This window comes from Haemophilus sp. UMB1048, from assembly GCF_030218125.1.
Lineage (GTDB): Bacteria > Pseudomonadota > Gammaproteobacteria > Enterobacterales > Pasteurellaceae > Haemophilus_D.
The window spans coordinates 1-25,830 of record NZ_JASOPB010000009.1 but is presented as its reverse complement, the minus strand read 5'-3'; the positions used below and the strand labels follow the sequence as shown (position 1 = coordinate 25,830).

Genomic DNA, 25,830 nt, shown 5'->3' with positions numbered 1-25,830 from the left:
TATAAAAAAAGGATGTGATGTTTACGGATATTGTCTTCTGTTTACTCTCATGAAAGTGTAGTCATTTTATGATTTGTTTTTATTGAGATAAATAGGGTTTAGCTTTATGATGTAATGAATTAAATTCACTAATAAAAGAGAGTTTAAAGAGAAAATGCAGAACTTTAACGAACTGAATTATTTTTTGACGTTGGCGCAAACGCAGAGTTTTGTGAAGGCAGGGCAGCTTTTGGGGATTTCTTCTTCGGCGTTGAGCCACAGCATAAAAAATCTGGAAACACGACTGAACCTGCGCCTGCTCAACCGCACTACGCGCAATGTGTCGCTGACCGAAGCCGGGCAGCAGCTTTTCGACCAACTTTCTCCACTTTATCAAGCCATAAACCAAGAAGTCGATGCATTAAATGATTTTTTGAATACGCCATCAGGATTGATTCGCATCAATGCCCCTGTAATAGCAGCGGAAGCCGTGTTGTATCCAAAATTAAAGCCAATTTTGAACCAATACCCGAAAACCCGCTTGGAAATCGTGGTGGACGATCGTTGGGCAGATATTGTGAAAGAAGGATTTGATATGGGCGTTCGGTTAGGTAACAAGGTAGCGAAAGAGATGATTGCGGTGCCAATTTCCGCACCGCTCAAAATGGTATTGGTTGCCTCGCCCGATTATTTGGCACAACACGGTTCACCGAAAAATATTGATGATCTGCAACAACACCGCCTTATCGGCATAAAACTCTCCGGTGAACACGGCACGGAGATACAGTGGGAATTCAAATACAAAAAAGAGCTGATTACGTTCACGCCAAAATCGCAGTTTTCCATCAACAATCATCTGCGTCTGCAAGCCGTTTCAGACGGCCTTGGCATTGCGTGGATAGCACATATGAGCGTAGCAGATGCACTCAATTCGGGGCAGTTGGTCGAGCTGTTGCCTGAGTATGCTATGACTTACGAACCGCTTTACCTCTATTACCCCAGCCGCCGCGGGCATTCCAATGTGTTTAAGCTGATTGTGGATGCGCTAAAATTAAAAGCTGTCTGAAATTTCAGGCGGCCTTTTTCATAACAAAGTGCGGTCAGGTTTTCAGGTATTTTTGCAAATTCTCTTTAAAAGATGACCGCTTGTATTTTTTTAATTATTTTCCTTTCTTCTGACGCATCAACCAATCACGGGCGGGTTCGAGCAAATAGGCGTAATCAAACGAATACATATGCTCCGCTCCTTTGTGAGTGCTGTTTTCTGGAATCACCGTATTCGGCGTGAAGCGGATAAAGTTGATGCGTTTGCCTTGGGCGAGCATTTGTTGGACTTTTGCGTCTTGTTCGGTCTGCGGTAGTTTGGCAGAGAACTCCGTTTCAGCGTAGCTGACTTTATCTTGTTTCAGCATTTTTCCAACTTGAGCCATGCCTGCAGAGGCTTTTGGATCGGCAGCCGAAACGGTATAAATAAACTTCGCTTTCTCCAATGGTTTTAAAACATTGATATCCCATTGACTACCGACAAACATAGAAGCCGCAAAGAAGTTAGGCTCGATACTATTTAGGTAGAATGAAATCATACCACCCATGGATTGACCAGTGGTATAAACACGATTGGCATCAATCGCTTTTTCGGCGATCAGATTTTTGACAAGGCGTAAGGTCATGGGGACTTCTTCAGTTGTTTCCCATTTATCGTTGACTGCCGTTTCGGTGTAAGACGGTACAAGGACAAAGGCTGGGTATTTCGCCTGCGCTTCATCGGTTGCCCAGATGATGCCGCCGTAGCCTTGCATTAGTGGGGCTTTCACACCTTTTCCTGCTGTGCTGGCATCTGCGATAAACATGACTAACGGATATTTGCGACCCGGCTCAAGATTTTTCGGGGTGTACAGGTTGTACTGCATTTCTTTGCCTGTTTTGGGATCTTTAAACGTTAACACTTCAAAACGTGGTGCAATTTGTTCACGCAAGGCAAGCAAGCGACTATCGTAGGATTTATCCGCGCCGCCGTATTGTTTGTCCCAAGCGGAATTTTGCGTGTTTTGAGTCGTCACTGCTTTTTCAGTCGCATTTGAGGTGGCGTTGCAAGCGGCAAGCAACAAGCTTGCGGCGATAATTGTTACGGTTTTCTTCATCATGGAAACTCCTTAAATTTTGTAAGAAATCGTCAATGTGTTTTGATGCCTAAACGGTTCAACGCATCAATCGCTGGCTGGGAAATATGGTCGCCTCGTTTAGCAGACTCTTGATACCAATGTACGGCTTTGGTCATGTCTTTTGCCGTGCCGATGCCGTTTTCGTAGCAATGGCCGAGCCAGTATTGCCCGGTGATGTCGCCCTCTTCTGCCGCTTGCATGAAGTAGGCAAAAGCAGTTTTCGCATTCCTGGCGACACCTTCGCCGTTCAGATACATCAAGCCCAGATAACGCGGCGCTTTCATATGCCCCGCCTGTTGAGCTTGCTCAAAGTAGGGCATTGCATGTTGGTAATCCTGTTTTTGATACAAGGCGATGCCTTCGTCCAACAGGGCTTTTGCCTGTTCATTATGTTGCGGAACGGTGGAACAGGCGGCGAGAAGGGTTGTAGCGACGAGCGCGGATAGTTTGGATTTCATAAATCACTCCCTAACATGTATCGCAAATTGAAATAATAGTACAAAGTTTCGTTTTAGACATCAAAGTGCAGTCAGATTTCAAGGCTTTTTATTTATCCCTTCACCAAAACAATGCATTAAGCAATCCAATACAATGCGTACTTTTGCTGATTGGGTGCGATGCGCGGTGGTGGCATAAAGGGTGCGGCTGGGAAGTTTGTGCAAATAGTCTGGGGAAGCACAAATCAAGGTTTGCCATTGTGCCAATGGGCGCGAGATGCTGTCGGCGTGAGGCTGCGTGTGGTGCGGTTAAGTAATTTGACATCGTAATAATTTTCCAGCTTGCGAATGGCTTGACTGATTGCGCTGGCAGTCATGCCCAAATTCGCCTCATCCGGTATTTGTCGTGAACTTCCCGGCTGTTTGGACTATAGTAGAACCGTATTTGAATAACAAATAATGAAAGGAAAACAAAATGCTTAAATTATTTACTTTACCCGGTGAAGGTAAAATTCACAGTCCATCACCTTTCGCTTGGAAAACTGAAGCGATGCTGCGTTTATCCGGCTTAGATTTCGAAAAAGAATATGTTGCCGATCTTAGCAAAATGCCTAAAGGCAAAGTTCCGGTATTGCAAGATGGCGAGAAGTTGATTCCTGATAGTTCTCTCATTCAGCGTTATCTAACCGAAACCTACGGCATTGATTTAGATAAACATTTAACGACTGAACAAAAAGCGATTGCTGAAGCCTTTCGCCGTATGACAGAAGAACATCTATATTGGACGGGCGTATATAACCGTTTCGTCGATCCTCTCAGCAAACCATTTATGATGAAGGCAATGTTTGATGGCATGCCGACCGAACAAGCCGAAGCGATTTTTGCTGTGTTACAGGAAAACGCAAAAAAAGAAATGTACGGACATGGTATCGGAAGACACACGCAATCCGATATTTACGCCTTCGGAAAAGGAGATTTAGACGCCATTAGCAACTACTTAGGCACAAAATCCTACTTTTTCGGCGAAGAATTAACCTCCGTTGATGTGTCCATCGTGCCTGTTGTTGCAAACCTGATTCTTACCCCCATCGACACTGAAATTGCGCTATATGCAAGAACCAAAGCAAATTTAGTCGCCTATATTGAACGTTTCGATCGGGCAGTATTTGGAGAATAAAGCAAGAAATCAAAGGCCGTCTGAAAATTCAGACGGCTTTTTTATGTGAAAGTGCGGTCAGGTTTTTAGGTATTTTTGTAAATCATCTTCAAAATCTGACCGCTTGTATTTTTACTTTAATTTAACTGTAGTAATCCCTTATTTAAAGCCGTTTTTTTAATGTCGGCAATATTGCATCCCAAGCAGTTAAAGCCTCTTTCTCATTGAGTGGCGAACCCTTGGTATTTTTCTTATTAGTACCGAAAGTCATCTTAAATCTCACACTACCATCATCTTTTTCCCAGATAAATAAATATCGATTTCCCTGCCACTTAACCAGTTTTTCACTGCCGGTCATACCATTAATATCGCGTTTTCCTTTGCGGATGGTGCTGTATTTCGCCCACGAGAAGAGTTTATCCAAACCACTATCTTTAGCGAAAAGATCTCGTTCTAATAGTGATTTATCACCTTCCTCCAAAGATCCACCTGTCGTTAGCTCGGCATAAACGTCTTGATAGTCTTTGATTTTGATGCCCGCACTGCCAAAAAACGGCTCAGTTCCCTTATCGGCAATAAACCCTTCTGTTAAACAGACCCCCTGTTGCTGTGGCATTTCAGTATCTTTACGATCTCTCAGCTTGTCGAAAAAATCATTCCGCATATGCCCAATAGCTTCGTCAACTTTACTTTTTTCCAGTTGCTTAAGGTTTGGGGGAGCTTTGCCATTAACAGGCATAATGCTTGAAAGGGTTTTAATGGAATAGGCATCATTCTTGCCTAACTTGAAATAGAAATAGACATAATAGATCATGCCTTTTAGGTGCTTTGACACCGAGTGTTCCCATGAACCAGGAGCCTGTGTGACCATCGCTATCGCTTTATTAGGAATAACCGTGCGGTTTTCTATAAAACTCTCGTTTCCGTTATATCCTTTTTCTTTAACCTCTAATACAGATTCTACTTCCAGATTCCAATAATCTGGTCGCACAATTATCTGCCAACCATTGTATTTAAGCCAGCCCGTCCCACTTATACGGTTAGATGGTAAGTTAATTTGGTAACGCCCGCTGCAAAATGGCTGTTCAGTCCAATACGTAGCCGCTTTTTGAGCATAATTGCTCGCTGTATTTTCTAGTGCTGAGTGAGTTTGGGCATGTTGACTGCAAGAAGACAACATAACACTAGTTAAAACAGTGCTATAAAACATTAGTCTAGAACATTTCATCTTCGGCATGTGATTTCTTCCTTACTGTAAATTTGAGAATGTTAAATAAAATGGAAATTCTGCTAATACTTTTCTTTCCATATTGATCTTAATAGATGAGTTTACATGCTTTAAGTGTAAAGTACAACTCTTCACTATTCAAAACGGTATCGAGTTAATTAAGAGAGGATTCAATACATTTTAGGGAGAATAAAAGGCCTTTTGACATTTCAAAAGACCTTTTTCACGCCAAAGTGCGGGCAGATTTTCGTTTACTAAATACAATAATCTTCTTTTAATAAGTGACGATAGGCGTAAAGATAAGATGCACCGACAAATGCTGCACCACCCGTGACATTGCCTAAAAAGACAGGAATCATATTGAAGAAGAATTGGCTCCAAGTCACATTAGCACCAGCAAAAATCCCGGCAGGAATAATAAACATATTAGCGACAAAGTGTTGTAATCCGATAAGCACAAAAATCATCACCGGGAACCATATGGCTAGGATACGACCGGAGGTTTGTTTAGCGCCAAAATAGAACCAAATACCCATGCAGACCATCCAGTTACAGGCAATGGCAGAAACAAAGGCGCGACCAAAATCCATTTGCACTTTAGCTTCGGCGATAGCAATGGTTTTAGCTGAGGCGGCCCCTTCTGATAAACCGACATAATGCCCTAAGAAATATGCCATAAACAGCGCACCGAGCAGGTTGCCCAAACTCACTACAATCCAGTTACGAAATAATTTTTTAAGGCTTACTCTTTTTGTTAAACGGCCTAATGCCATCATCATCATATTTCCCGTGGCTAATTCACCACCACCGATTAGAATACAAATCAAACAAATAGGAAACACGGCTGCACCAAGTAATGTTGATAGCCCACTCCACTCTGGAGGAATACCGCTCACGACTTTTAAATAGGCCATATAACCAAAACTCACATAGCCGCCCCCTAAAAAACTTAAAATAGCCAGTGTTTTTAGGTGTCCTTCCGACTTAGCATAACTTTTATCAATAACATCTTGTAAGATTTCATGGGGATAAAGATCGCGATGCTGCATAATTGTACCTCTAGTGAAAATAAGACGGTAAAAATGTAGCAAACCACATAGCAAAATCGAAAGAATTGTTAAATATATGTACTGATTTTTAGTTATAACGAAATTGAATAATAATCTGAACCTAAAATTAGGTGTCTAGGTTCTTTTTTTGAGGGGCAAAGTGCGGTCAAAATTTAATGAATTTTTGCAAGAAATTATAAAAATTTGACTGCTTGTATGTATAGAAAAAGCGTTGTTCTAGCGATATAGAACAACGCTTTTGTTTTTAAATTATATGTAACTTAAAAGGGTTGTTTCTATATAAGGAAAGAATGAAAAATAAAACTCTAATTATTTCAACTTGTTGCAATCAAATATTGATAACTTCCTTAAAAATACGTAAAAATAACCCCGATAACAGAGTAATTATATCATTATATTTTACAATATTAACGTAAAATTTTTACACATTGCTTTCAAGAGCCAACCATTTATGTTCTCTGTTTTACTTTTTGAAAATAAAAACAGAGGACTTCTATACTTTGGTGTAAATAATTCTCTTGAATAAATTTCTGTTCTATAGCTATGCTCTATTTTTGAGTTTCAAATGTAGTATGGAGTTATCAAAATTGACAACTCCATAAATAATATTCTTATTCTTTGTTTAATCTAACAAGAAAATGCTTAAATTGTTCTTCGTCGTTATTCAACTTTCCGAAAAATAACTCATCAATTTGCTCAATTAACGGAACAGCTGTTTGTAATATTTTTTCTCCTTTTGAGACCTTTGCAAAATCCCCTCAAAATCCCCTAAATTCCCACCAAGACATTTAGGGGATTTTTCATGAGCACCTTCTTCCAACAAACCGTCCAAGCCATGATTGCCAAACACATCGACCGCTTCCCGCTATTGAAGTTGGATCAAGTGATTGATTGGCAGCCGATCGAATAGTACCTGAATCGTCAAAGAACCCGTTACCTTAGAGACCACCGCGGCCGTCCAGCCTATCCCCTGCTGTCCATGTTCAAAGCCGTCCTGCTCGGACAATGGCACAGCCTCTCCGATCCCGAACTCGAACACAGCCTCATTACCCGCATCGACTTCAACCTGTTTTGCCGTTTCGACGAACTGAGCATCCCCGATTACAGCACCTTATGCCGCTACCGCAACTGGCGGCGCAAGACGACGCCCTGTCCGAATTGCTGCAACTGATTAACCGCCAACTGACTGAAAAAGACCTAAAAGTAGAGAAAGCATCCGCCGCCGTCATTGACGCCACCATTATTCAAACCGCCGGCGGCAAACAGCGTCAGGCCATAGAAGTCGATGACGAAGGACAAGTCAGCGGTCAAACCACACCGAGTAAAGACAAAGATGCCCGTTGGACAAAGAAAAACGGTTTATACAGACTCGGTTACGAAACAACATACCCGCATCGATTCTGAAATCGCTTTCAGATGGCATTTCCGTATCAAGTGCGGTCGTTTTACAACCAGTTTTTTAGCAGCCCGCGAACAAATCGTTCAGCCCTTCGGCGATGGTCGGGTGGGTGAAGATTTGGTTTTTGACATAGCGGGCAGGGACGCGGAAATCGATTGCCATTTTAAACAGGTTGATGATTTCGTGCGCTTCGGCGCAGAACAGGGTTACGCCGAGGATTTCGCCGCTGTGCGCGTCCACCACGGCTTTGAGCAGGCCGTCGGTTTGGTTGAGGATTTTGGCTTTCGGAATCGCGTCGGCTTTCAGTTTCAACACTTTCACCTCGCGCCCCGATTGCTGCGCGGCGGTTTCGGTTAAGCCGATATGGGCGAGCGGCGGCTCGGTAAAGGTGGCGGTCGGGAACGGGGTGCGGTCGGCGCGGTTGCGTTTGCCGTCGCCGAAAAGCTGTTCGCGCACGATGCGATAGTCGTCGAGCGAGATGTAGGTGAACATCGGGCTGCCCGCCACGTCGCCCATCGCCCAGATGTGGTTTTTGCCTTGCACGCGCAGATGGTCGTCAACGAGGATGAAGCCGCTCGGGTCGGTTTCGATGCCCGCGTTTGCCAAGCCCAATCCTTGCGTGTTCGGCACGCGGCCTACGCCCACCAGCACCGCGTCGGCGGTAAATTCGCCTTGCGAGGTGATGACGCTGGTGTCCGCCGTATTGTCGCGGAACGCTTCAATTTTCACGCCTTGCAACACCTTGATGCCTTTGCTGTTTAATACGCGCAGCATTTCTTCGGCGATGTCGCGATCTTCACGCGGCAGGAAGCGGTCGCCGCCATCGAGAATGGTGATTTCGCTGCCGAAAGCGTGGAACATAAAGGCAAATTCCAAGCCGATGTAGCCGCCGCCGATGATGACGAGGCGGCGCGGGCGTTCGTTCAGCGCGAGTACACCGGTGCTGTCCAGTACGCGCGGGCTGTCTTCGCCCGCTACGCCCAGGCGGCGCGGGGTGGCACCGGTGTTGATGAAAATGCGTTCGGCGGTAAGGGTTTGCTCGCCGCCGTCTGGGTCAGTCAGTTTGACCGTGCGATCATCGAGAAACTCGGCGCGCGCGTTGAGCACGGTTACGCCGTCCAGATTGTCCAGTTTGGCGAAATTGGCGGCGCGCAATTTCGGAATCAGGGTGTTTTTCGCGTTCATCGCCGCCGCAAACACCGCCGCTTTGTCGGCGTTATGCCCGCGCTGCTCGCTCTCGACAATCAGTTTTTTGCTGGGAATACAGCCGATGTTGATGCAAGTGCCGCCGTACATCTGCGCCGACTGTTCCACCAGCACGACCTGTTGCCCGTGTTTCGCCAAATCCGCCGCCAGCGTTTTGCCCGCTTTGCCAAAGCCGATAATAAGATTTTGTGTGTGCATAATTTGTCTCCGTGAAATGATGGATTGCGCACCAATTATAGACCTTATCGATTTGTTTTTACATAAGACCTTTGCAAAATTCCCCCAAAATCCCCTAAATTCCCACTAAGACATTTAGGGGATTTTTTATGACTACCTTCTTCCAGCAAACCGCCCAAGCCGTGATTGCCAAACACATCAATCGCTTCCCTCTATTGAAGTTGGATCAGGTGATTGATTGGCAACCGATCGAACAGTACCTGAACCGTCAAAGAACCCGTTATCTCCGAGACCACCGCGACTGTCCCGCCTATCCCCTGTTGTCCATGTTCAAAGCCGTCCTGCTCGGACAATGGCACAGACTCTCCGATCCCGAACTCGAACACAGCCTCACACTGCAAATGCTTGATCCCGAAATCGCCATTGAGTTTGACAGCGACCCCAAACAGGCACGCGCCAGCCGCCAAGACGCGCTCAAAGATGCCGCCACACGTAAAATCTGGATAGCTGGCGCACATATGCCCTTCCCTGGCATCGGACACATCCGTGCCGAAAGCAACGGCGCTACACTTGGCTGCCGGTGGAATATACCCCGATCGAAATCGACGGCAAAGTGCAATAATTTAACAAAAACCGACCGCACTTTTCTTAGAGGAAGCCGTCAAATGACGACTTTTTTGTGTTACGGCGATTTTCCTTTATAATACGAAAAATTTTTATGAATTAACAAAGGCAGGAATTATGGCGGTAGAAGCAGCTAACGGCGATTTATTGCACGTGGTGGAGTTATTGGGGGCGGCGGTAGTTGCCGTGCCGTTATTTAAACGTTTAGGTCTAGGCTCGATTCTGGGTTATTTGGCTGCGGGGCTGGTTATCGGACCCTTCGGATTAAAGCTCGTTACCGATTCCCACGCTATTTTGCATATTGCGGAATTCGGCGTGGTGATGTTTCTGTTTTTGATCGGGCTGGAAATGAAGCCGTCGCATTTATGGAAATTGCGTAATCAGATTTTCGGCTTGGGTACCCTGCAGGTGACTTTTTCCAGTCTGTTCCTTACCCAAATCGGGCTGGCTTACGGTTTTTCTTTAGTGATGTCGTTTATTTCGGCGGTAGGTTTTACACTCACCTCCACCGCAATGGTCATGCAGATTATGGACGAACGTCATGAAATCAGCACACCGTAAGGTCAGCGCATTGTCTCCATTTTGCTGTTTGAAGATTTGCTGATTGTGCCCATGCTGGCGATTGTAGCATTTCTAGCGCCCGATAATCCCAATGCCGTTGCCGATGCCGTACCGCTATGGCAGAAAATCGGTGTTGCCGCGCTTTCTTTGGCAGCGTTGATTGCGACAGGTATTTGGCTGCTCAATCCGCTGTTTAAAATTCTGGCAAAATCCAAAGCACGCGAGGTGATGACTGCCGCCGCGCTGCTGGTGGTACTCGGTGCGGCTTATTTAATGGAGCTGGGCGGTCTGTCTATGGCGATGGGTGCGTTTCTGGCGGGAGTGCTGCTGTCGGAATCCGACTTCCGTCATCAGCTTGAAGCGGATATCGAACCGTTCCGAGGCCTTTTGCTCGGGCTGTTTTTCTTAGCTGTCGGGATGTCGCTGGATGTGGCAACGGTGCTCAATAACTGGAAGGTAATTCTTTCCGCCACTGTACTGATGATTATCTTGAAATGCCTTGCCATTTATGGAGTGGCGCGTTTTGCCAAAGCAAGCCATCACACCGCGATACACCGCGCCGTACTGATGTCGCAAGGCGGTGAATTCGCCTTCGTATTACTCGCCTCCGCTGCCGTACAACGGGCGATTAATGCGGAAGTGCTAGCGAATATGACGGCAATCGTGGTGCTCTCCATGATTATGACACCCTTCAGCGTTATGCTGTTCGACCGCTATTTCAAAGAATCCCGCGCAGCTGCGGCAGTGGACGATGTGGAAGAACATGCGGGCGAACTCAAGGGCAACGTGCTGATTATCGGATTCGGGCGCATGGGGCAGGTGGTCAGCCAAATGCCGCTAGCCTACGGTGCCACCATTTCCATTCTGGACAACGATCCTGACACCATCAACGTCGCACGCGAATACGGTTTCAAAGTCTATTACGGCGAAGCCACCCGCGCCGACGTGCTGCATGCCTGCGGCGTAGAACACACCGACATCGTAGCGGTATGCGTGGACGACGGAGAAAGTGCGGTCAGAATTGTGGAAAATATTCATCATATCAACCCGAACGCCAAGGTGTTCGTGCGCGCCTGGGACAGACGCAATGCGCTGGCCCTAGTGAAAGCGGAAGCGGATTTCGTAGTGCGCGAAACCTTCTATTCTTCCATGAAAATGGGCGATGAAATTGTCAAGGCATTGGGTGCTAGCGTGCAGGAATTACGTGCCGTACACGACAAAGTACGCGACGCCGACAAAGAACGCTTCGCTTTGGAAATTGCCGGCAAGGAATTTGAAGGGCGCAGATTACTGTTGGGGAATATAAAGAAAAATTCGTAAAATAGACCGCACTTTTGTAGCTGCAAGCGATGGAATTTAAGCGAAAAATTGCAAAAATTCCACCGCACTTTTTACGCCCGTTCGGAACGCAGGCGGTGTTGGCGGATGTTTTTCAGCAGGCGGAACAGTTCCGCCCACGCGGAGCGTTTCGGCTGCGGGGTGTTGCCTGTGCCGATGAGCTTCATTTGATAAGCATACCAGCCCAGTTCGAGGAAGACGCCATAAGCCTCCAGCGCCAGTATCTGAACTAAACGCAGCTACTGATTTAAGCTCGCCTCCATAGCCTAGTTCCCAGCCTTTCCAGTCTTTTTCAGTAGCATTTGTCATATTAAAGTTAATAGCTTTGGATGTATGATTATAGACTTCAATCGGCAAGCTACTCGTATCTAAATGACTGCTACACGCAGTCAGAAATGAAGATAAGCCTACAAATAATAATGCGATTATTTTTTTCATAGTTTACCTTTTATATTTATAAAAATAATTAGAGTGAACTCTATCTATTATACATTTGGTGTACCAGCAAGTCATCATGTGATTACTGAATTCTTATTCAGTGATAGTGATCTATTTCTCTAATTTCGCTTTAAAGCTTACCACTGCGTTTTTTTCTTCTAAAGTGCGGTCGGTGGTGGAACAATGTCGTCCAAGTTAGAAACGGTATAAGGAAACATCGTTTGTTACATTTTTCTATAAATCAAAATCCGCGTAAATTCAGTCGGGTAGTCCAATCTGAATGTCGTACCGGGTGAATGGTAGAGACGAAACTCAACGGTAACGTTAGGGTATTTATCGATAGAAAATTCATAGGATGTGAAAAAATATGTGGTTTCATCAAAAACTCTTCTCAATGTTTCTGATTTTTCCTCACTTTTTTTAAGATTCAGATGAAAGTATTTTGTCAATTCATCTTTGTCAAATAGGATATTGATTGAACCTTTGCTTTCATCCCAATAGAGATTAAGTTTCGTATTCTGTTTTAACTCTTTAGGTACAACCAAATGAACTTTTGATTTTTCCAAAGTGTAGCTTGTATAACCGTTTTTCATGTTTGTATGAGTAAGAACGTTGATATTCCTACGTTTATATTGCAATAAATCAGGATCAACAGATTGTTTTTTCTCCATAATTTCAGATGCAATATCAATCATTTCTGCTAAATAGGCTTTTTCCAATTGGATTTCGGTTTGTGTCATGGAAAATATATTTTGCGAATAGAACAATAAAAAAATAACAGATAATTTCGAAAGGATTTGTTTAAAATTTCCCATATATTCTTACTCCTAAAGATGTTCAAAGGAAATAAAGCAAAGATACATCGTTTTCTTTTTCCTGATTCGAGTGATGTTGCCCATCTAAGAAATGTTCTCCTTGATATCTATACTATTTTCCAGTATTCAAATAAAGATATATTAGATTCGGATGCGGTGCAATAAATTGAATATTTATTGCGTTTTAGTGCTTGATCGAGATAAGGCATACGAATAATTGATGTCAAAATGAGAGATAAAAAGAGACCTTTCAATGAAAGGCCTCTCTTCGTATAGATAATCTTGTATCAATACAATTTAGAATGGAATGTTGTCATCAAATGCGTCCATTGGTGGCTCAGCTTGTGGCGCTGGCGCAGATTGTGCTGGACGAGATTGATAGCTTGGCTGTGGTGCTGGTTGTGCAGGTGCATAACCGCCCATCTCTTGATTACGACCACCTAACATTTGTAAGTTATCACCTTGGATTTCAGTGGTGTAACGATCTTGACCATTGTTATCTTGCCATTTACGGGTTTTTAAACGACCTTCAACATAAACTTGTGAACCTTTGCGTAAGTATTGTCCCGCAATTTCCGCTAAACGACGATATAACACGATACGGTGCCATTCGGTCACTTCACGGCGTTCGCCTGTGTTTTTATCTGTCCAGCTTTCACTTGTTGCCACGCTAATATTTGCTACTGCTTCGCCATTTGGCATCGTGCGGATTTCAGGATCATTACCTAAATTACCCACGATGATTACTTTATTAATACCTGCCATAGAATCCTCTATATTTTAGAAATAAGGTGAAAAATTTTGGCTATTTTGCCTTAAATGAAACAAAAGATCCATAAAAATTAACTGGATATTTGCACAGATATTGAAATATGCGATAATGGTCGCAATTTTTGAATTTATTTTCTTAAGGCAATCGCTTTTTTTATGGATACTATCGACATTCGTGGGGCTAGAACCCACAACCTCAAAAACATCAATTTAACCATTCCGCGCGATAAATTAATTGTGATTACAGGCTTGTCTGGTTCGGGCAAATCTTCTTTAGCATTTGATACGCTTTATGCGGAAGGGCAGCGCCGTTATGTGGAATCGCTTTCTGCTTATGCGCGTCAATTCCTTTCTTTGATGGAAAAACCTGATGTGGATTCGATTGATGGATTATCACCAGCGATTTCTATTGAGCAAAAATCTACTTCTCATAACCCGCGTTCAACCGTGGGCACTATCACCGAAATTTACGATTATCTGCGTTTGCTGTTTGCTCGCGTAGGGGAGCCGCGTTGTCCTGATCATGATGTGCCATTAACGGCACAAACCATCAGCCAAATGGTGGATAAAGTTTTAAGCTTGCCTGAAGAAAGCAAAATGATGTTGCTAGCGCCCGTAGTGAAAAACCGTAAAGGTGAGCACGTTAAGCTGTTAGATAGTTTAGCGGCACAAGGTTATATTCGCGCAAGAATTGATGGTGAGATTTGTGATTTATCTGATCCACCAGAACTTGCTTTACAGAAAAAACATACCATTGAAGTGGTGGTGGATCGCTTTAAAGTGCGGTCAGATTTAGCTACACGTTTAGCCGAATCCTTTGAGACAGCTTTAGAGCTTTCGGGAGGTACAGCGGTTGTGGCAGATATGGATAATCCTAAAGCTGAAGAATTGGTTTTCTCGGCGAACTTTGCTTGTCCGCATTGTGGCTATTCTGTACCGGAATTAGAGCCTCGTTTATTCTCATTTAATAACCCGGCAGGGGCGTGTCCGACTTGTGATGGCTTAGGTGTTCAGCAGTTCTTTGATGAAAGCCGAGTGGTGCAAAATGAAAGCATTTCCCTCGCAGGCGGTGCGGTGAAAGGTTGGGATCGTCGCAATTTCTATTATTACCAAATGCTTACTTCGTTGGCGAAACATTATAAATTTGATATTGAAACGCCATACGAAGATTTGCCACAAAAAATTAAAGATATTGTGATGCACGGCTCGGGCAAGGAAGAAATTGAATTCCAATATATGAACGACCGTGGCGATGTGGTGATTCGTAAACATCCTTTTGAAGGGATTTTGAATAATATGGCACGCCGTTATAAAGAAACGGAATCCATGTCTGTGCGCGAAGAATTGGCGAAAAATATCAGTAACCGTCCTTGTGCAGATTGTGGTGGTTCACGTCTTCGCCCTGAAGCTCGAAACGTGTATATCGGCAGCATTAACTTGCCGCAAATTTCAGAGAAAAGCATTGGTGAAAGCCTTGAGTTTTTCCAAGGGCTTACCTTAACCGGTCAAAAAGCACAAATTGCGGAAAAAATCCTGAAAGAGATCAGAGAGCGATTAGAATTCTTAGTGAATGTGGGCTTGAATTATCTTTCCCTTTCCCGTTCTGCAGAAACCCTTTCAGGTGGTGAAGCGCAACGTATTCGTCTTGCGAGTCAGATTGGTGCGGGCTTAGTAGGCGTCATGTATGTGTTGGATGAACCTTCTATTGGTTTGCATCAACGTGATAATGAACGTCTGTTAAATACGCTGATTCATCTGCGTAATTTGGGCAACACCGTAATTGTGGTGGAACATGATGAAGATGCTATTCGAGAAGCCGATCATATTATTGATATTGGTCCTGGAGCAGGTGTACACGGTGGCCAAGTGATTGCGCAAGGTACCGCCAAAGAAATCATGGCGAACCCAAATTCGATTACGGGTAAGTTCTTATCGGGTGAAGAAAAAATCGAAATTCCGAAAAAACGAACCGCACTTGATAAAAGCAAACTTTTAAAATTAAAAGGTGCGACAGGGAACAATCTGAAAGGCGTGAATTTAGAAATTCCAGTGGGCTTATTTACTTGTATCACAGGGGTGTCAGGTTCAGGCAAATCAACGCTAATTAATGATACGTTATTCCCATTGGCTCAAAATGCTTTAAATCGTGCAGAGAAAACAAGTTTTGCGCCTTATAAATCCATTGAAGGCTTGGAATATTTTGACAAAGTGATCGATATTAACCAAAGTCCAATAGGCCGTACACCGCGTTCTAACCCAGCGACTTACACGGGGTTATTTACCCCAATTCGTGAATTATTTGCGGGCGTACCAGAGGCGCGTGCGCGTGGTTATAATCCAGGACGCTTTAGCTTTAACGTACGCGGTGGTCGTTGTGAAGCATGCCAAGGTGATGGCGTGCTAAAAGTAGAAATGCACTTCTTGCCGGATGTGTATGTACCTTGTGATCAATGTAAAGGCAAACGCTATAACCGTGAAACCTTAGAGATCCGATACAAAGGTAAAACTATTCACCAAGTGTTAGATATGACGGTGGAAGAAGCTCGCGAGTTTTTTGATGCCATCCCAATGATTGCTCGTAAATTGCAAACCCTAATGGATGTAGGCTTATCTTACATTCGTTTAGGTCAGTCTTCTACCACGCTTTCAGGTGGTGAGGCACAACGCGTTAAGTTAGCAACGGAGCTTTCAAAACGCGATACCGGTAAAACCCTTTATATTTTGGATGAACCGACAACCGGCTTGCATTTTGCTGATATTAAACAACTTCTCGAAGTGTTACATCGCTTACGCGATCAAGGCAATACTATCGTGGTGATCGAACACAACTTAGATGTGATCAAAACCGCAGACTGGATTGTGGATCTTGGTCCAGAAGGGGGCAGTGGCGGTGGTCAAATCATCGCGACAGGCACCCCAGAAGAGGTCGCCAAAGTCAAAGGTTCGCACACCGCGAGATTCCTAAAAGACATCTTAGCAAAAGGCTAGAAAAAACGACCGCACTTTTGAACATCATCAAAGTGCGGTTATTTTTTAACGAGACCATTGAAGGTTAATGAACAGATTGATATTATCTTCAGCATATAAACAAAGGGGGATAATATGGAATGTTCTCACCCAGTTAGTTGCCAATGCCAACCTATTGCAAAAGTGAATGTCTTAGGTGCTCAGATTTCTCATATTGAGCTGTCTTTTTCGCAGCCCATCTCGGTGTTTTCATTATCTCAAGTTTCTGTTTGGGTGAAGAGTTTAAATACTCAAAATGAATGGGTAAAACTCGATTTAAATGCTTGCCATCAAAATAATGAGAGCAATTTTATCTTATTGATTTAACCAGATGCACATTGTCTCGCCACCAAATTGTTATATTTTGATATTGAGCGATTTACTCAAGTGCGGTCGGAATTACAGCTAAAAATTGAATTTGATCAATCGCTTCATATTTCAGTATCGCAATGTCATATTCTGCCGATTCTTTGCCTTGATACCCAAGGTTTCACTCATTTTACTTATCAAGATCTCACTTGTAGTTTCTACCAACCTAAGGCTTATTTTCAATTACATCCATTAATTATTTGTTTGCACGGTGCAGGTGAAGGAGGAAATAATCAGAGCAATATATGGCGGTGACTTTCGCAAACCAATTACACCAAGATATGCTGGATTATCCTTATATTCTTGCTCCTCAATGTCCTAGTTTCTGGGTAGATAAATTTCTATTAAATGGTCAATATTATTATGGTGAACGAGATTACACCTCTGATTTATTAGCTTTAATCCAAGATACTTTGATTAAGCATCAAGATATTGATCCAAAACGCATTTATATCGTGGGTGGTTCAATGGGAGGGTATCAAGGATTACGGCTTTTTTCTGATGCACCCGATTTATTTACTGCGGCTTTAATTGCTTGTCCAGCGAAACTCCCTGCTCTAGAAAAATTACATCATTTAAAGAATAAAAAAATATGGCTTATTCATAGTGCCTTAGATGAAGTCGTACCGATTGAAAATAGCCTTAATCTGCTCGAACAAATCTACAATGAAAAATCTACACAAGCAATGTTTACGCTTTATGGAAAGGTTGTCATAGAGGGAAAAGTTATCGATCCACATTGTATCTTTTTACCTCTTTACGGCAACCAATTAACATCAGGACAAAATTCCATTTTTGAATGGTTGGGACAGCAAGGAGTTTAAGAAAAAAATAGCAGTTATTTATTTGAATCGTATCATAAAGTTGAGCTATCTCATCAATTAATAGAGATATAATTACATTCGTATACGACTTTTCTCCTTATTTTATGATAGGAGAGACCGTATTCCTGAAAACAGATTTTATTGTTTAGGATATAGGAGTGCTGAATAGGTCGTCTAGTGGGTTTTCATACAGATACAGATGTAGACTGAGAACGCTATAGTAGTTTCATAGTGAATTTTATATGTAAAAGAATAGACAGATTTTAATTGAAATGTTAATCTTAAAGCTATATTGAGTAAAAAAATCCTAAATTTTGGCTTTAAGTGGGGCTGTTATGTTAATTCAATTTTCGGTTGAAAATTACCGTTCAATTAAAAAAGAGCAATCTCTTTCGCTTGTTCGAGCTTCTGGATCCGAAATGGAAACCAATTTCTTTGAGAGTAAAGCTCCTGGTACTCCAGCACTATTAAAGTCGGCCGTAATTTATGGTGCAAATGCTTCTGGTAAATCAAATATAATCAAAGCACTGAGTTCAATGGTAGATATTGTCACTAATTCGTTTAAGAAAAATCCGAAAAGAAATATGACAACTGAAGCTTTTATGTTTGATGCGTTAGCTGAAAGGGAACCTACAATTTATGATATTTCTTTCGTTGTTGAATTTGCTAATGATGGGAATAAACTTCAGCCTACCCGTGTTGATTATGGGTTTGTTGCAGATAAAACAAAGATCTACGAAGAATGGCTAAGTGTTTATCCAAAAGGTCGAGAACAAAATTGGTTTCATCGTGAATATAATTCAGAAAAATCGGAGTATGATTGGAAATTTTCTCCTTCTTTGAAAGGGGAAAAAGAAAGCTGGAAAAAACAAACAAGAAGTGATCAGCTTTTTTTATCTAGTGCTGTTCATTTAAATAGTGAACAAATGAAACCTATTTATGAATCACTGACCGCTAGAATGCCAATTGTTCGCACGGATCGAATTAGTGATAAGATGTCAAAAGAAATATGTAAAAAATCTAAAAATGATAAATTAATTTTATTATCTTTATTACGAGCAGCAGGGATTGAAATTGATGATATTTCTTTCAAGAAACCAAAGATTGATTTTGATAATTTTCCAATAGATCTTCCTGATGAAATTAGAAAGGATATTTTAGATGGTATAGAAAGAGATATTATATCCAATCTAGAAACTTTTTTTATTTATAAAGATAATCTAGGTAATGAAAAGAAAATTAATTTAAGAAAGGAATCAGATGGAACCCAAAAATTATTTGAATTTGCAGGACTAATTCTTGCGGTATTGAACAATGGCGATACCTTGATTATTGATGAATTAAATAAGAGTCTGCATCCAGATCTTGTTAGATTCTTAGTAAAATTATTTAATTCCAAATTGAATAGAAAAAATGCTCAGCTTATTTTTACCACTCATGAAACCTCTGTATTAAGAAAAGATTTATTACGTAGAGATCAAATTTGGTTTTGCGAAAAAGATTCGGATAGAGTGACAAGCTTATATCCGCTAACCGACTTTAAACCCCACATTAGTCGAGAAGATATTGAGGAATATTATCTGAATGGTAGATATGGGGCTAAACCTGTTTTGCAGGATTTTCTTTTGCCTGAACATTTCTGGGGGGAGTAAGATCAATGTCAAAACGCAAATCTAATCGTAGTTTATATAGGCAGGATTCTAAAAAATCACCTTATGAGGTAATTTTAATTGTTTGTGAAGGAGAAAAAACGGAGATAAACTATTTTAAAGACTTAATCAAGATTGAAAGATTGTCTTCTGTAAATATAGCAGTATATTCAGGATCTGGTTCAGATCCTGTATCTGTTGTGAGAACAGCTATAGAAAAAGATAAGGAGCAGAAGATGTATCTACCCTTTGATAATATTTATTGTATTATTGACAGAGATGAGCATAAAAATTTTGATGATGCGCTACAACTAGCAAAAGATCATAAAATTAACCTTATTGTTTCTTATCCAAGTTTTGAGTATTGGTATATTTGCCATTTCAATTACTCTAGAGCTCCTATTCTCCGTACGAATAATAGGAGCCCTGGAGATAATTGTGTTCATACTCTAAAATCAGAATGGAGAAAAGTGTTTTGCGAAGAATATGAGAAAAATATTAAAAATCCTTATTCCAAGTTAAATACATATGTAGATAAAGCCTTAATTAATGCTCAAAATGCATTGAAAGATGCAAAGAGTAGCGAAGAGCTTAATCCATCAACTAGAGTTCATGAGTTAGTAGATTTTCTACGAAATATCAAGAAGTAAAGTAATCACTGTTTTAAGAGGTTCTTTAAATTATAGAAGATTTTTAATGCTATGTTACTTTCAATTTCACCAAAGGTAAATAAATCTAGAATTTGGTAGTTTAGTCGTTCTTGCTTTCTTCATGTATAAAAAAGTATGATTTCCTGTTCATGTTTTAGGTATTGTAGAAATGACATTTTACAAAATATCCTAGCTTTTCAGACTTACCAAATAACAAATTCTTGTCGTTTCAAATAGAAAAGTGCGGTTATTTTTTCGGGTGTTTTTAATGTTTGCTACTGAACGGTGGTTTAGCAAACCAAATGAGAACGACCAAGGAAATGAACGTTATCGCAGAAACTAAGAAGATTTCATTGGCACCAATAATAAAGCCTTGAGCGGTGATTTGTCTGGCAAGATAGGATTCCGTTTGTTCTTCACTTAAACCAAAACTCCCCATAGTTTGGAAGAATTGTTGGGAAATCGGATTATATGGATTAATGACTTCTGTGAGTTGCGTGTGATGCACGGCTTCGCGGTTATACCAAATAAAAGTAGTAAGTGATGTGCCTATTGAGCCGGCAAGGGTTCGGAGAAAATTAAATAAACTCGACGCCGAAGCCATTTTTTCGGGCGGTAAACCAGAAAGCGTGATGGTTGTCAGTGGCATAAAGAAGCAAGCAACGGCTAAGCCTTGCACAAATTGTGGTAACGCTACATCCATAAAGGTCATTTCTGGCTCAAAGGTCACGGCTCGCCAATAAAAGGTGAGCGCATAAACCATAAAACTGACGGTGATTAAAATACGCATATCAATTTTATTGCCGAATTTCCCTATAATCGGTGCAAGTAGAATCGGCAATAATCCTACTGGAGCTGCCGCAAGTCCCGCCCATGTTGCTGTATAGTTGTAAACCTGTTGAAGCAGAAGCGGGATAAGCACGACCGTCCCTGAATATACCAAGAAAGCAAGGCTAGTCGAAACACAACCTACGGTGAAATTTCGGGATTTGAATAAGGAGACATCCACAACTGGATTATCGTCCGTGAGTTCCCAAATGATGAGGGCGATTAAACCTACCGCCGCGATAATGGTAAGTACCACAATTTCAGTGGAGTTGAACCAATCTAGCTCGCGACCTTGATCCAGCATTAATTGCAACGCACCTACACCGAGTGCTAACAAAATCAGCCCAATAGTATTAACTGGTTGATGAGAAATTCTACTTTCTCGCCCTTCTAAAATTTTCCAACTGATTAAGACAACGGCAAGCCCAATCGGAACGTTGATAAAGAAAATCCAACCCCAGTGAATATTATCGCTGATCCAACCACCTAAAATCGGGCCACAAATCGGGGCGACGACGATCGTCATTGACCAAAAAGCCAATGCCATTCCGCGTTTTTCAGGCGGATAGTTATTTAATAATAAGCTTTGAGAAAGGGGGATGATTGGGCCGGCTACCGCACCTTGAAGGACGCGGAAAACGATCAACATTTCCAAGCTATTTGCAATACCACAAAGCCAAGAGGCTAGCACGAATAATAGCGTTGCAATTAAAAATAACCGCACTTCACCAAAACGTTTTGCCAGCCAGCCTGTGATCGGGATCGAAATCGCATTTGCCACCCCAAACGAAGTGATCACCCATGTGCCTTGGCTAGACGAGGCACCCAAATCACCTGCAATGGTTGGAATGGCTACGTTGGCGATGGTGGAGTCTAGCACGAGCATAAAGGTGGCTAATGAAAGCACCAATGTAAGCATCGCTAGCGCACCGCCTTGTAGCGGTTTGAAATGAGATTGCGGCATAACGGAACCTAATAGCTATTGTCGCGAATAATAGATTCGATCAAATTATTGACCGCACTTTCATCATATTGCAGCACATTCGTGGAATAAAGCGTTGTAGATGGCGCTTGGTTACGCAAGGTTTCACCTTGGCTATCGGTCACATTCACTTTCACAGTCGCAGAAAGTCCGATGCGTAGTGGATTTTCAGCTAGCTGTTGTGGATCCAATTGAATACGCACAGGCACACGCTGCACCACTTTGATCCAGTTACCTGTCGCATTTTGAGTGGGTAATAATGAGAATGCACTGCCCGTACCCATTTCAATTCCCACGACTTTTCCATTAAAGGTTTTATCTTTGCCATAAAGGTCGAAATGAATTTCAACTGGCTGACCAATTCGCATATGGGTTAATTGTGTTTCTTTGAAGTTGGCATCTAACCAGATTTGATCGGTAGTCACCACCGCCATTAATGCGCCACCAACAGAAACCGCTTGTCCTACTTGAGCATTACGACGAGCCACATAGCCTTTAATTGGACTGCGGATTTTCGTGCGTTCTAAATTCAACCAAGCTTGCTTCAAATTACTGACCGCACTTTGAATTTGCGGCTGTTCACTTAAAGGCCCGTCTAACAATAGCGCTTGATTTGCGCCAAGCTGATTTTGTGAGGTGGTTAAGTTCGCTTTTGCTAGCTCTACAGCTTCTTTGGCGTGTTGGAACGATTCTTTATCAATCGCCCCATCTTTGACTAATTGCACACGACGGTTCAAGTTTCCTTGTGCTTGAGCAAGGGTAATTTCATTCGCACGAACGGCAGATTTCAATTGTTTTACGGTGTAATTCAGTTGAGAAACTTGGCGAACTGCATTGGCTAAATTGCTTTTTGCTTGCTCAAAACTCAATTTGGCGTTGGTGTCATCCAGTTCTAATAACACATCGCCCGCTTGTACGGGATCCATATTATCGACATTAATTTTCGAAATATTCCCCGCGACTTGTGCCGATATCATCACCTGATTGCCGCTGACATAGGCATCTTCCGTTTCTTCAAAGCCTTTAATAAAGAAATACCAATAAGCCGCGGAGCCGATCGAAATCAGAAGAAGCAAAAGAATAAAAATAGAAAGCCCTTTTTTACGTTGTTGAGATTTATTATTTGAGGAAGTTGGTGTATCTGTTTGTTGATCGGACATAATGCGCGCCTTATCGAAAAATGCTGAAGTAACAAGGCTTCAGTTTATAAATATGAATATTTGTTCATTATGACCCTGAATGAGAATTAATTCAAGAATGGCTGCACTTTAGCGTACAAAGTGCGGTTGTTTTTTCAAGTATTTTTACTTGATTTGTGAGACTGGTCGGATCTGTTTAAGCTAGTCTTTATAAGGCTCCTAGGGCAAAATGGCATGTTATGCTGCGCTTAGTATGCCTTATCAAGCGTGTCATTTATTTTGTTAAATTTTAAAGAAGGACTTTATATTCCATGAATAAGATTTTTAAAGTAATTTGGAATCGTACTACACAATCGTTGGTGGTGACGTCTGAGTTAGCGAAAGGTGCAGCTAAAGCATCGTGTGAGAATACTCACGTAGAAACCAAAACTTCATTTGGAAAAATTTTTAAATTATCTGCTGTTACGATGGCTTTGCTTGGCGTGGTTGGCACAACTAATGCTGCATATACTCCTAGCTATGGCTTAGGTTCTGCAGATTCTATTGCAATTAGTGGTAATTTTGGCAAAAAAGCTGATGCACTAGGACAGGATGGCACTACTCATACGGGTAATATTGCTATTGGTACTGAGTCAGCTGCTAAAGGTGGTAATGCTGTCGCAATCGGATATGAATCTAAAACGATGGGAAATGGTGGTACAGCGGTAGGTCAAGGGGCGAAAGCTGGTACAGCAAAAGAGCAAGGACGTGGCTCTTCAGCTTTTGGCTATTATTCAGTAGCATCAGCAAACAATGCTACCGCATTAGGATCTGAATCTAAGGCTTTAACTGGTTCTGCTACAGCAGTAGGTTATAAAGCGGATGCTTCGGGGTTAAGTGCAACTGCTTTGGGGACTAATGCAACCGCTTCAGGTCAAAGTACAATCGCTATTTCTGCAGGCGCTAATACCACAACTGCAAGTGGACTTGGTTCTATAGCAATTGGTACGAATGTAACTTCGAATGGAATTGGAAATATTGCAACTGGTGCGGGTGCTAATGCAACTGGAAATGGTGCTGTTGCAACCGGCTCAGGTTCGGTTGCGAATGGAAATAATGCAGTAGCAGTTGGAACGAATACAAATGCAACAGGTGCTAAGGCTATTGCAATTGGTTCAGATTCTAAGGCATTAAAAAATTCTAGCTTAGCTATCGGTGATGCAGCTAATGCGAAGAATGCTAATGATGTTGCTTTAGGTGCAGGTTCAGTCACTGGAAATCGTAATTCATTAACTTCAATTACAATTAATGGAAATGAAGTTGGTAATAATGGTCAAGAGAGTGGAACGTCTGTTCTCGCGGTCGGTAATAGTACCTCTGCTAGACAGGTTCAATATGTTTCAGCAGGCTTAATTAGCGCAACTTCTACCGATGCGATTAATGGTTCACAGCTTTACAACGTGATTACAGTCGTAAATTCAACAGCAAGTACGGCGACAGCCGCTAAAACGACTGCAGATAATGCACAAACTACCGCAGATAATGCTCAGACTACAGCAACATCCGCTAAAACGACAGCAGATCGTGCACAAACTACAGCAACAGCGGCAAACACTACCGCAAACAATGCATTGGCTTTAGCTAAGGAGGCATCATCTACCTATTTCCATGTAAATAATGGAGTTGATGATATAGATAAACAGCCTTCAGCTGAGAGTTTAAGGACTAATGAAGGTCCAGTTAGTTCATATGCTGGTGCACAAGGCACATTTTCTGTTACAGCTGGTGTGCAGGCAACAACAACCTCTGCTGGAGCTGATTCGGTTGTTATGGGGCATGTGGCTTCATCAGCATCTCCATATGCAGTTGTAATTGGTTCATATAGCTCAGTCCAAGCTAATGCGGCAAATGCAATAGTAATTGGTTCAGATAGCTCAGTCCAAGCTAATGCGGCAAATGCAATAGTAATTGGTAGAAACTCAAGCGTGAAAACTAATGCCACAAATGCAACCGTATTAGGTTCTAACTCTCAGGTTGAAAAAAATGCTCAAAATGCAACTGTAATTGGTCAGTTCTCTGCAGCAGGTGAAAATTCTCTAAATGCCACTGTTTTAGGGGCAAGAAGTTATGTTCGTCCAAACACAAACAATGGTACCGCATTAGGTTACTACTCTGGTGTAGATAATAGCACTATAAATGGTACTTCTGTTGGTGCACACACTTGGGTGGGTCAAAACGCAACCAATGGCACAGGTTTAGGTGTGTTTAACTTAATTGGTAATAATACCAACAATAGTATTGCTGTAGGTGTGTCTAACAATATTGCAGATGCCACTTCAAACAATACTATTATCGGTCATGGTAATAAAATTAGCGCAAACGGCACAACAGTAATTGGTAATGGTGTTGAAGTTGCGGCTGGTTTAGATAATGCCGTTGTTTTAGGCAACCATTCAACCACTACGGGTTCTCATACTGTTGCGAATGTAACTGAAGCAACTGTGGGTAATTTAACCTATAGTGGCTTCAAAGGAACAGTTGCGGGCGCAGGCAGTTTCGTAAGCGTTGGAGCAGCAGGTAATGAGCGCAAATTGATCAATGTTGCAGCAGGAAATATTTCCGCGACTTCAACAGAAGCGATCAATGGTTCACAACTTTATGCAGTAACTTCACAATTAGATAAAACAAACGAAACAGCGAAAACAGCAGCTTCAAGTGCAAGCAATGCAGTGTCTTTGGCCTCTACAGCAGCTTCAGCAGCAACATCAGCAGCGGAAGTGGTTAATAACAACTTAGATAAAATTGAAAGTGCGGCTTCAGCGGCTGCAAGCTCTGCTACAGCAGCGGATAAATCCGCGAAGTCTTCTGCAAGCTCTGCAGTAGAAGCAGATAAATCAGCGAAGTCATCAGCATCTTCTGCAACCGAAGCAGATAAATCCGCGAAGTCTTCTGCAAGCTCTGCAGTAGAAGCAGATAAATCCGCGAAGTCTTCTGCAAGCTCTGCAGTAGAAGCAGATAAATCAGCGAAGTCATCAGCATCTTC

Annotated in this window: 20 protein-coding genes and 3 pseudogenes; 12 read left to right on the top strand and 11 right to left on the bottom strand. The window is 42.2% G+C overall.

Annotated elements, in window-relative coordinates:
- The first annotated feature begins 154 nt into the window (after positions 1-154).
- Positions 155-1,045, top strand: coding sequence for a LysR family transcriptional regulator (locus QP437_RS08815; RefSeq protein WP_285267594.1), 891 nt, complete (start codon positions 155-157; stop codon positions 1,043-1,045).
- A 94-nt stretch (positions 1,046-1,139) separates the two neighbouring features.
- Here the strand turns inward: QP437_RS08815 and QP437_RS08810 are convergent, their stop codons facing one another.
- The 3 genes from QP437_RS08810 to QP437_RS08800 all read right to left on the bottom strand — a co-directional run bounded on the left by QP437_RS08810 (position 1,140) and on the right by QP437_RS08800 (position 2,955).
- Positions 1,140-2,123, bottom strand: coding sequence for an alpha/beta hydrolase-fold protein (locus tag QP437_RS08810; protein ID WP_285267593.1), 984 nt, complete (start codon positions 2,121-2,123; stop codon positions 1,140-1,142).
- 29 nt (positions 2,124-2,152) lie between these two features.
- Positions 2,153-2,599 carry a tetratricopeptide repeat protein gene (locus tag QP437_RS08805; RefSeq protein WP_285267592.1) on the bottom strand — a complete coding sequence of 149 codons (447 nt, stop codon included), beginning with the start codon at positions 2,597-2,599 and terminating at the stop codon, positions 2,153-2,155.
- 224 nt (positions 2,600-2,823) lie between these two features.
- Positions 2,824-2,955, bottom strand: a complete 132-nt coding sequence (locus QP437_RS08800) for a LysR family transcriptional regulator (RefSeq protein ID WP_285267591.1) — start codon at positions 2,953-2,955, stop codon at positions 2,824-2,826.
- Between the two features lie 98 nt (positions 2,956-3,053).
- On the opposite strand from QP437_RS08800, the gene QP437_RS08795 reads away from it, so the two are divergent.
- Positions 3,054-3,755: a glutathione S-transferase family protein gene (locus QP437_RS08795; RefSeq protein ID WP_285267590.1), complete on the top strand. Its 702-nt coding sequence runs from the start codon at positions 3,054-3,056 to the stop codon at positions 3,753-3,755.
- A 142-nt stretch (positions 3,756-3,897) separates the two neighbouring features.
- Here the strand turns inward: QP437_RS08795 and QP437_RS08790 are convergent, their stop codons facing one another.
- On the bottom strand, positions 3,898-4,971 hold the full coding sequence (locus tag QP437_RS08790; RefSeq protein WP_285267589.1) for a T6SS immunity protein Tli4 family protein: 1,074 nt from the start codon (positions 4,969-4,971) through the stop codon (positions 3,898-3,900).
- A gap of 245 nt (positions 4,972-5,216) precedes the next feature.
- Entirely contained in the window at positions 5,217-6,011 is a 795-nt protein-coding gene (locus QP437_RS08785) for a formate/nitrite transporter family protein (RefSeq protein ID WP_049364747.1), read from the bottom strand.
- Between the two features lie 823 nt (positions 6,012-6,834).
- Between QP437_RS08785 and QP437_RS08780 the strand changes: the two are divergent.
- Positions 6,835-7,437 (top strand): annotated as a pseudogene (locus QP437_RS08780) (transposase); the annotation flags it as partial.
- A gap of 54 nt (positions 7,438-7,491) precedes the next feature.
- Here QP437_RS08780 and QP437_RS08775 read toward each other — a convergent pair.
- The gene (locus tag QP437_RS08775) at positions 7,492-8,835 is read right to left on the bottom strand and encodes an FAD-dependent oxidoreductase (protein WP_049369855.1); all 1,344 of its coding nucleotides are present in this window, start codon (positions 8,833-8,835) and stop codon (positions 7,492-7,494) included.
- A 128-nt stretch (positions 8,836-8,963) separates the two neighbouring features.
- On the opposite strand from QP437_RS08775, the pseudogene QP437_RS08770 reads away from it, so the two are divergent.
- The 3 genes and pseudogenes from QP437_RS08770 to QP437_RS08760 form a co-directional block, all read left to right on the top strand.
- Positions 8,964-9,206: pseudogene (locus QP437_RS08770) on the top strand (transposase); the annotation flags it as partial.
- A 349-nt stretch (positions 9,207-9,555) separates the two neighbouring features.
- Positions 9,556-10,683: pseudogene (locus QP437_RS08765) on the top strand (monovalent cation:proton antiporter-2 (CPA2) family protein); the annotation flags it as partial.
- Positions 10,675-11,319, top strand: a complete 645-nt coding sequence (locus QP437_RS08760; RefSeq protein WP_336620762.1) for an NAD-binding protein — start codon at positions 10,675-10,677, stop codon at positions 11,317-11,319. The pseudogene QP437_RS08765 and the gene QP437_RS08760, both read left to right, overlap by 9 nt.
- Before the next feature lie 36 nt (positions 11,320-11,355).
- Here QP437_RS08760 and QP437_RS08755 read toward each other — a convergent pair whose 3' ends face one another.
- From QP437_RS08755 to QP437_RS08745, 3 genes are all read right to left on the bottom strand, one after another.
- Positions 11,356-11,646: a hypothetical protein gene (locus tag QP437_RS08755; RefSeq protein ID WP_285267588.1), complete on the bottom strand. Its 291-nt coding sequence runs from the start codon at positions 11,644-11,646 to the stop codon at positions 11,356-11,358.
- A gap of 353 nt (positions 11,647-11,999) precedes the next feature.
- A complete protein-coding gene (locus QP437_RS08750; RefSeq protein WP_285267587.1) occupies positions 12,000-12,590 on the bottom strand; it encodes a hypothetical protein in 591 nt (196 codons plus the stop codon).
- A gap of 297 nt (positions 12,591-12,887) precedes the next feature.
- Positions 12,888-13,355, bottom strand: coding sequence for a single-stranded DNA-binding protein (locus QP437_RS08745; protein ID WP_115180231.1), 468 nt, complete (start codon positions 13,353-13,355; stop codon positions 12,888-12,890).
- Between the two features lie 162 nt (positions 13,356-13,517).
- Between QP437_RS08745 and uvrA the strand changes: the two genes are divergently transcribed.
- The 5 genes from uvrA (at position 13,518) to QP437_RS08720 (ending at position 19,859) form a co-directional block, all read left to right on the top strand.
- Entirely contained in the window at positions 13,518-16,349 is a 2,832-nt protein-coding gene (uvrA, locus tag QP437_RS08740) for an excinuclease ABC subunit UvrA (protein WP_285267586.1), read from the top strand.
- A gap of 114 nt (positions 16,350-16,463) precedes the next feature.
- Complete coding sequence (locus QP437_RS08735) at positions 16,464-16,694, top strand: hypothetical protein (protein WP_285267585.1); 231 nt, start codon at positions 16,464-16,466, stop codon at positions 16,692-16,694.
- Between the two features lie 287 nt (positions 16,695-16,981).
- Positions 16,982-17,560 (top strand): prolyl oligopeptidase family serine peptidase, encoded by a 579-nt coding sequence (locus QP437_RS08730; RefSeq protein WP_285267584.1) that lies wholly within the window; start codon positions 16,982-16,984, stop codon positions 17,558-17,560.
- Positions 17,561-17,895: 335 nt separating this feature from the next.
- Positions 17,896-19,212 (top strand): ATP/GTP-binding protein, encoded by a 1,317-nt coding sequence (locus tag QP437_RS08725; protein ID WP_285267583.1) that lies wholly within the window; start codon positions 17,896-17,898, stop codon positions 19,210-19,212.
- A 5-nt stretch (positions 19,213-19,217) separates the two neighbouring features.
- Entirely contained in the window at positions 19,218-19,859 is a 642-nt protein-coding gene (locus QP437_RS08720) for an RloB family protein (protein WP_285267582.1), read from the top strand.
- A gap of 265 nt (positions 19,860-20,124) precedes the next feature.
- On the opposite strand, the gene QP437_RS08715 is transcribed toward QP437_RS08720, so the two are convergent.
- Positions 20,125-21,651, bottom strand: coding sequence for a DHA2 family efflux MFS transporter permease subunit (locus QP437_RS08715; protein ID WP_285267581.1), 1,527 nt, complete (start codon positions 21,649-21,651; stop codon positions 20,125-20,127).
- Between the two features lie 8 nt (positions 21,652-21,659).
- Complete coding sequence (locus QP437_RS08710; RefSeq protein WP_285267580.1) at positions 21,660-22,829, bottom strand: EmrA/EmrK family multidrug efflux transporter periplasmic adaptor subunit; 1,170 nt, start codon at positions 22,827-22,829, stop codon at positions 21,660-21,662.
- Between the two features lie 290 nt (positions 22,830-23,119).
- Here QP437_RS08710 and QP437_RS08705 point away from each other — a divergent pair.
- Positions 23,120-25,830, top strand: a 2,711-nt coding sequence (locus QP437_RS08705) for an ESPR-type extended signal peptide-containing protein (protein ID WP_285267579.1), incomplete at its 3' end; no start/stop codon positions are given.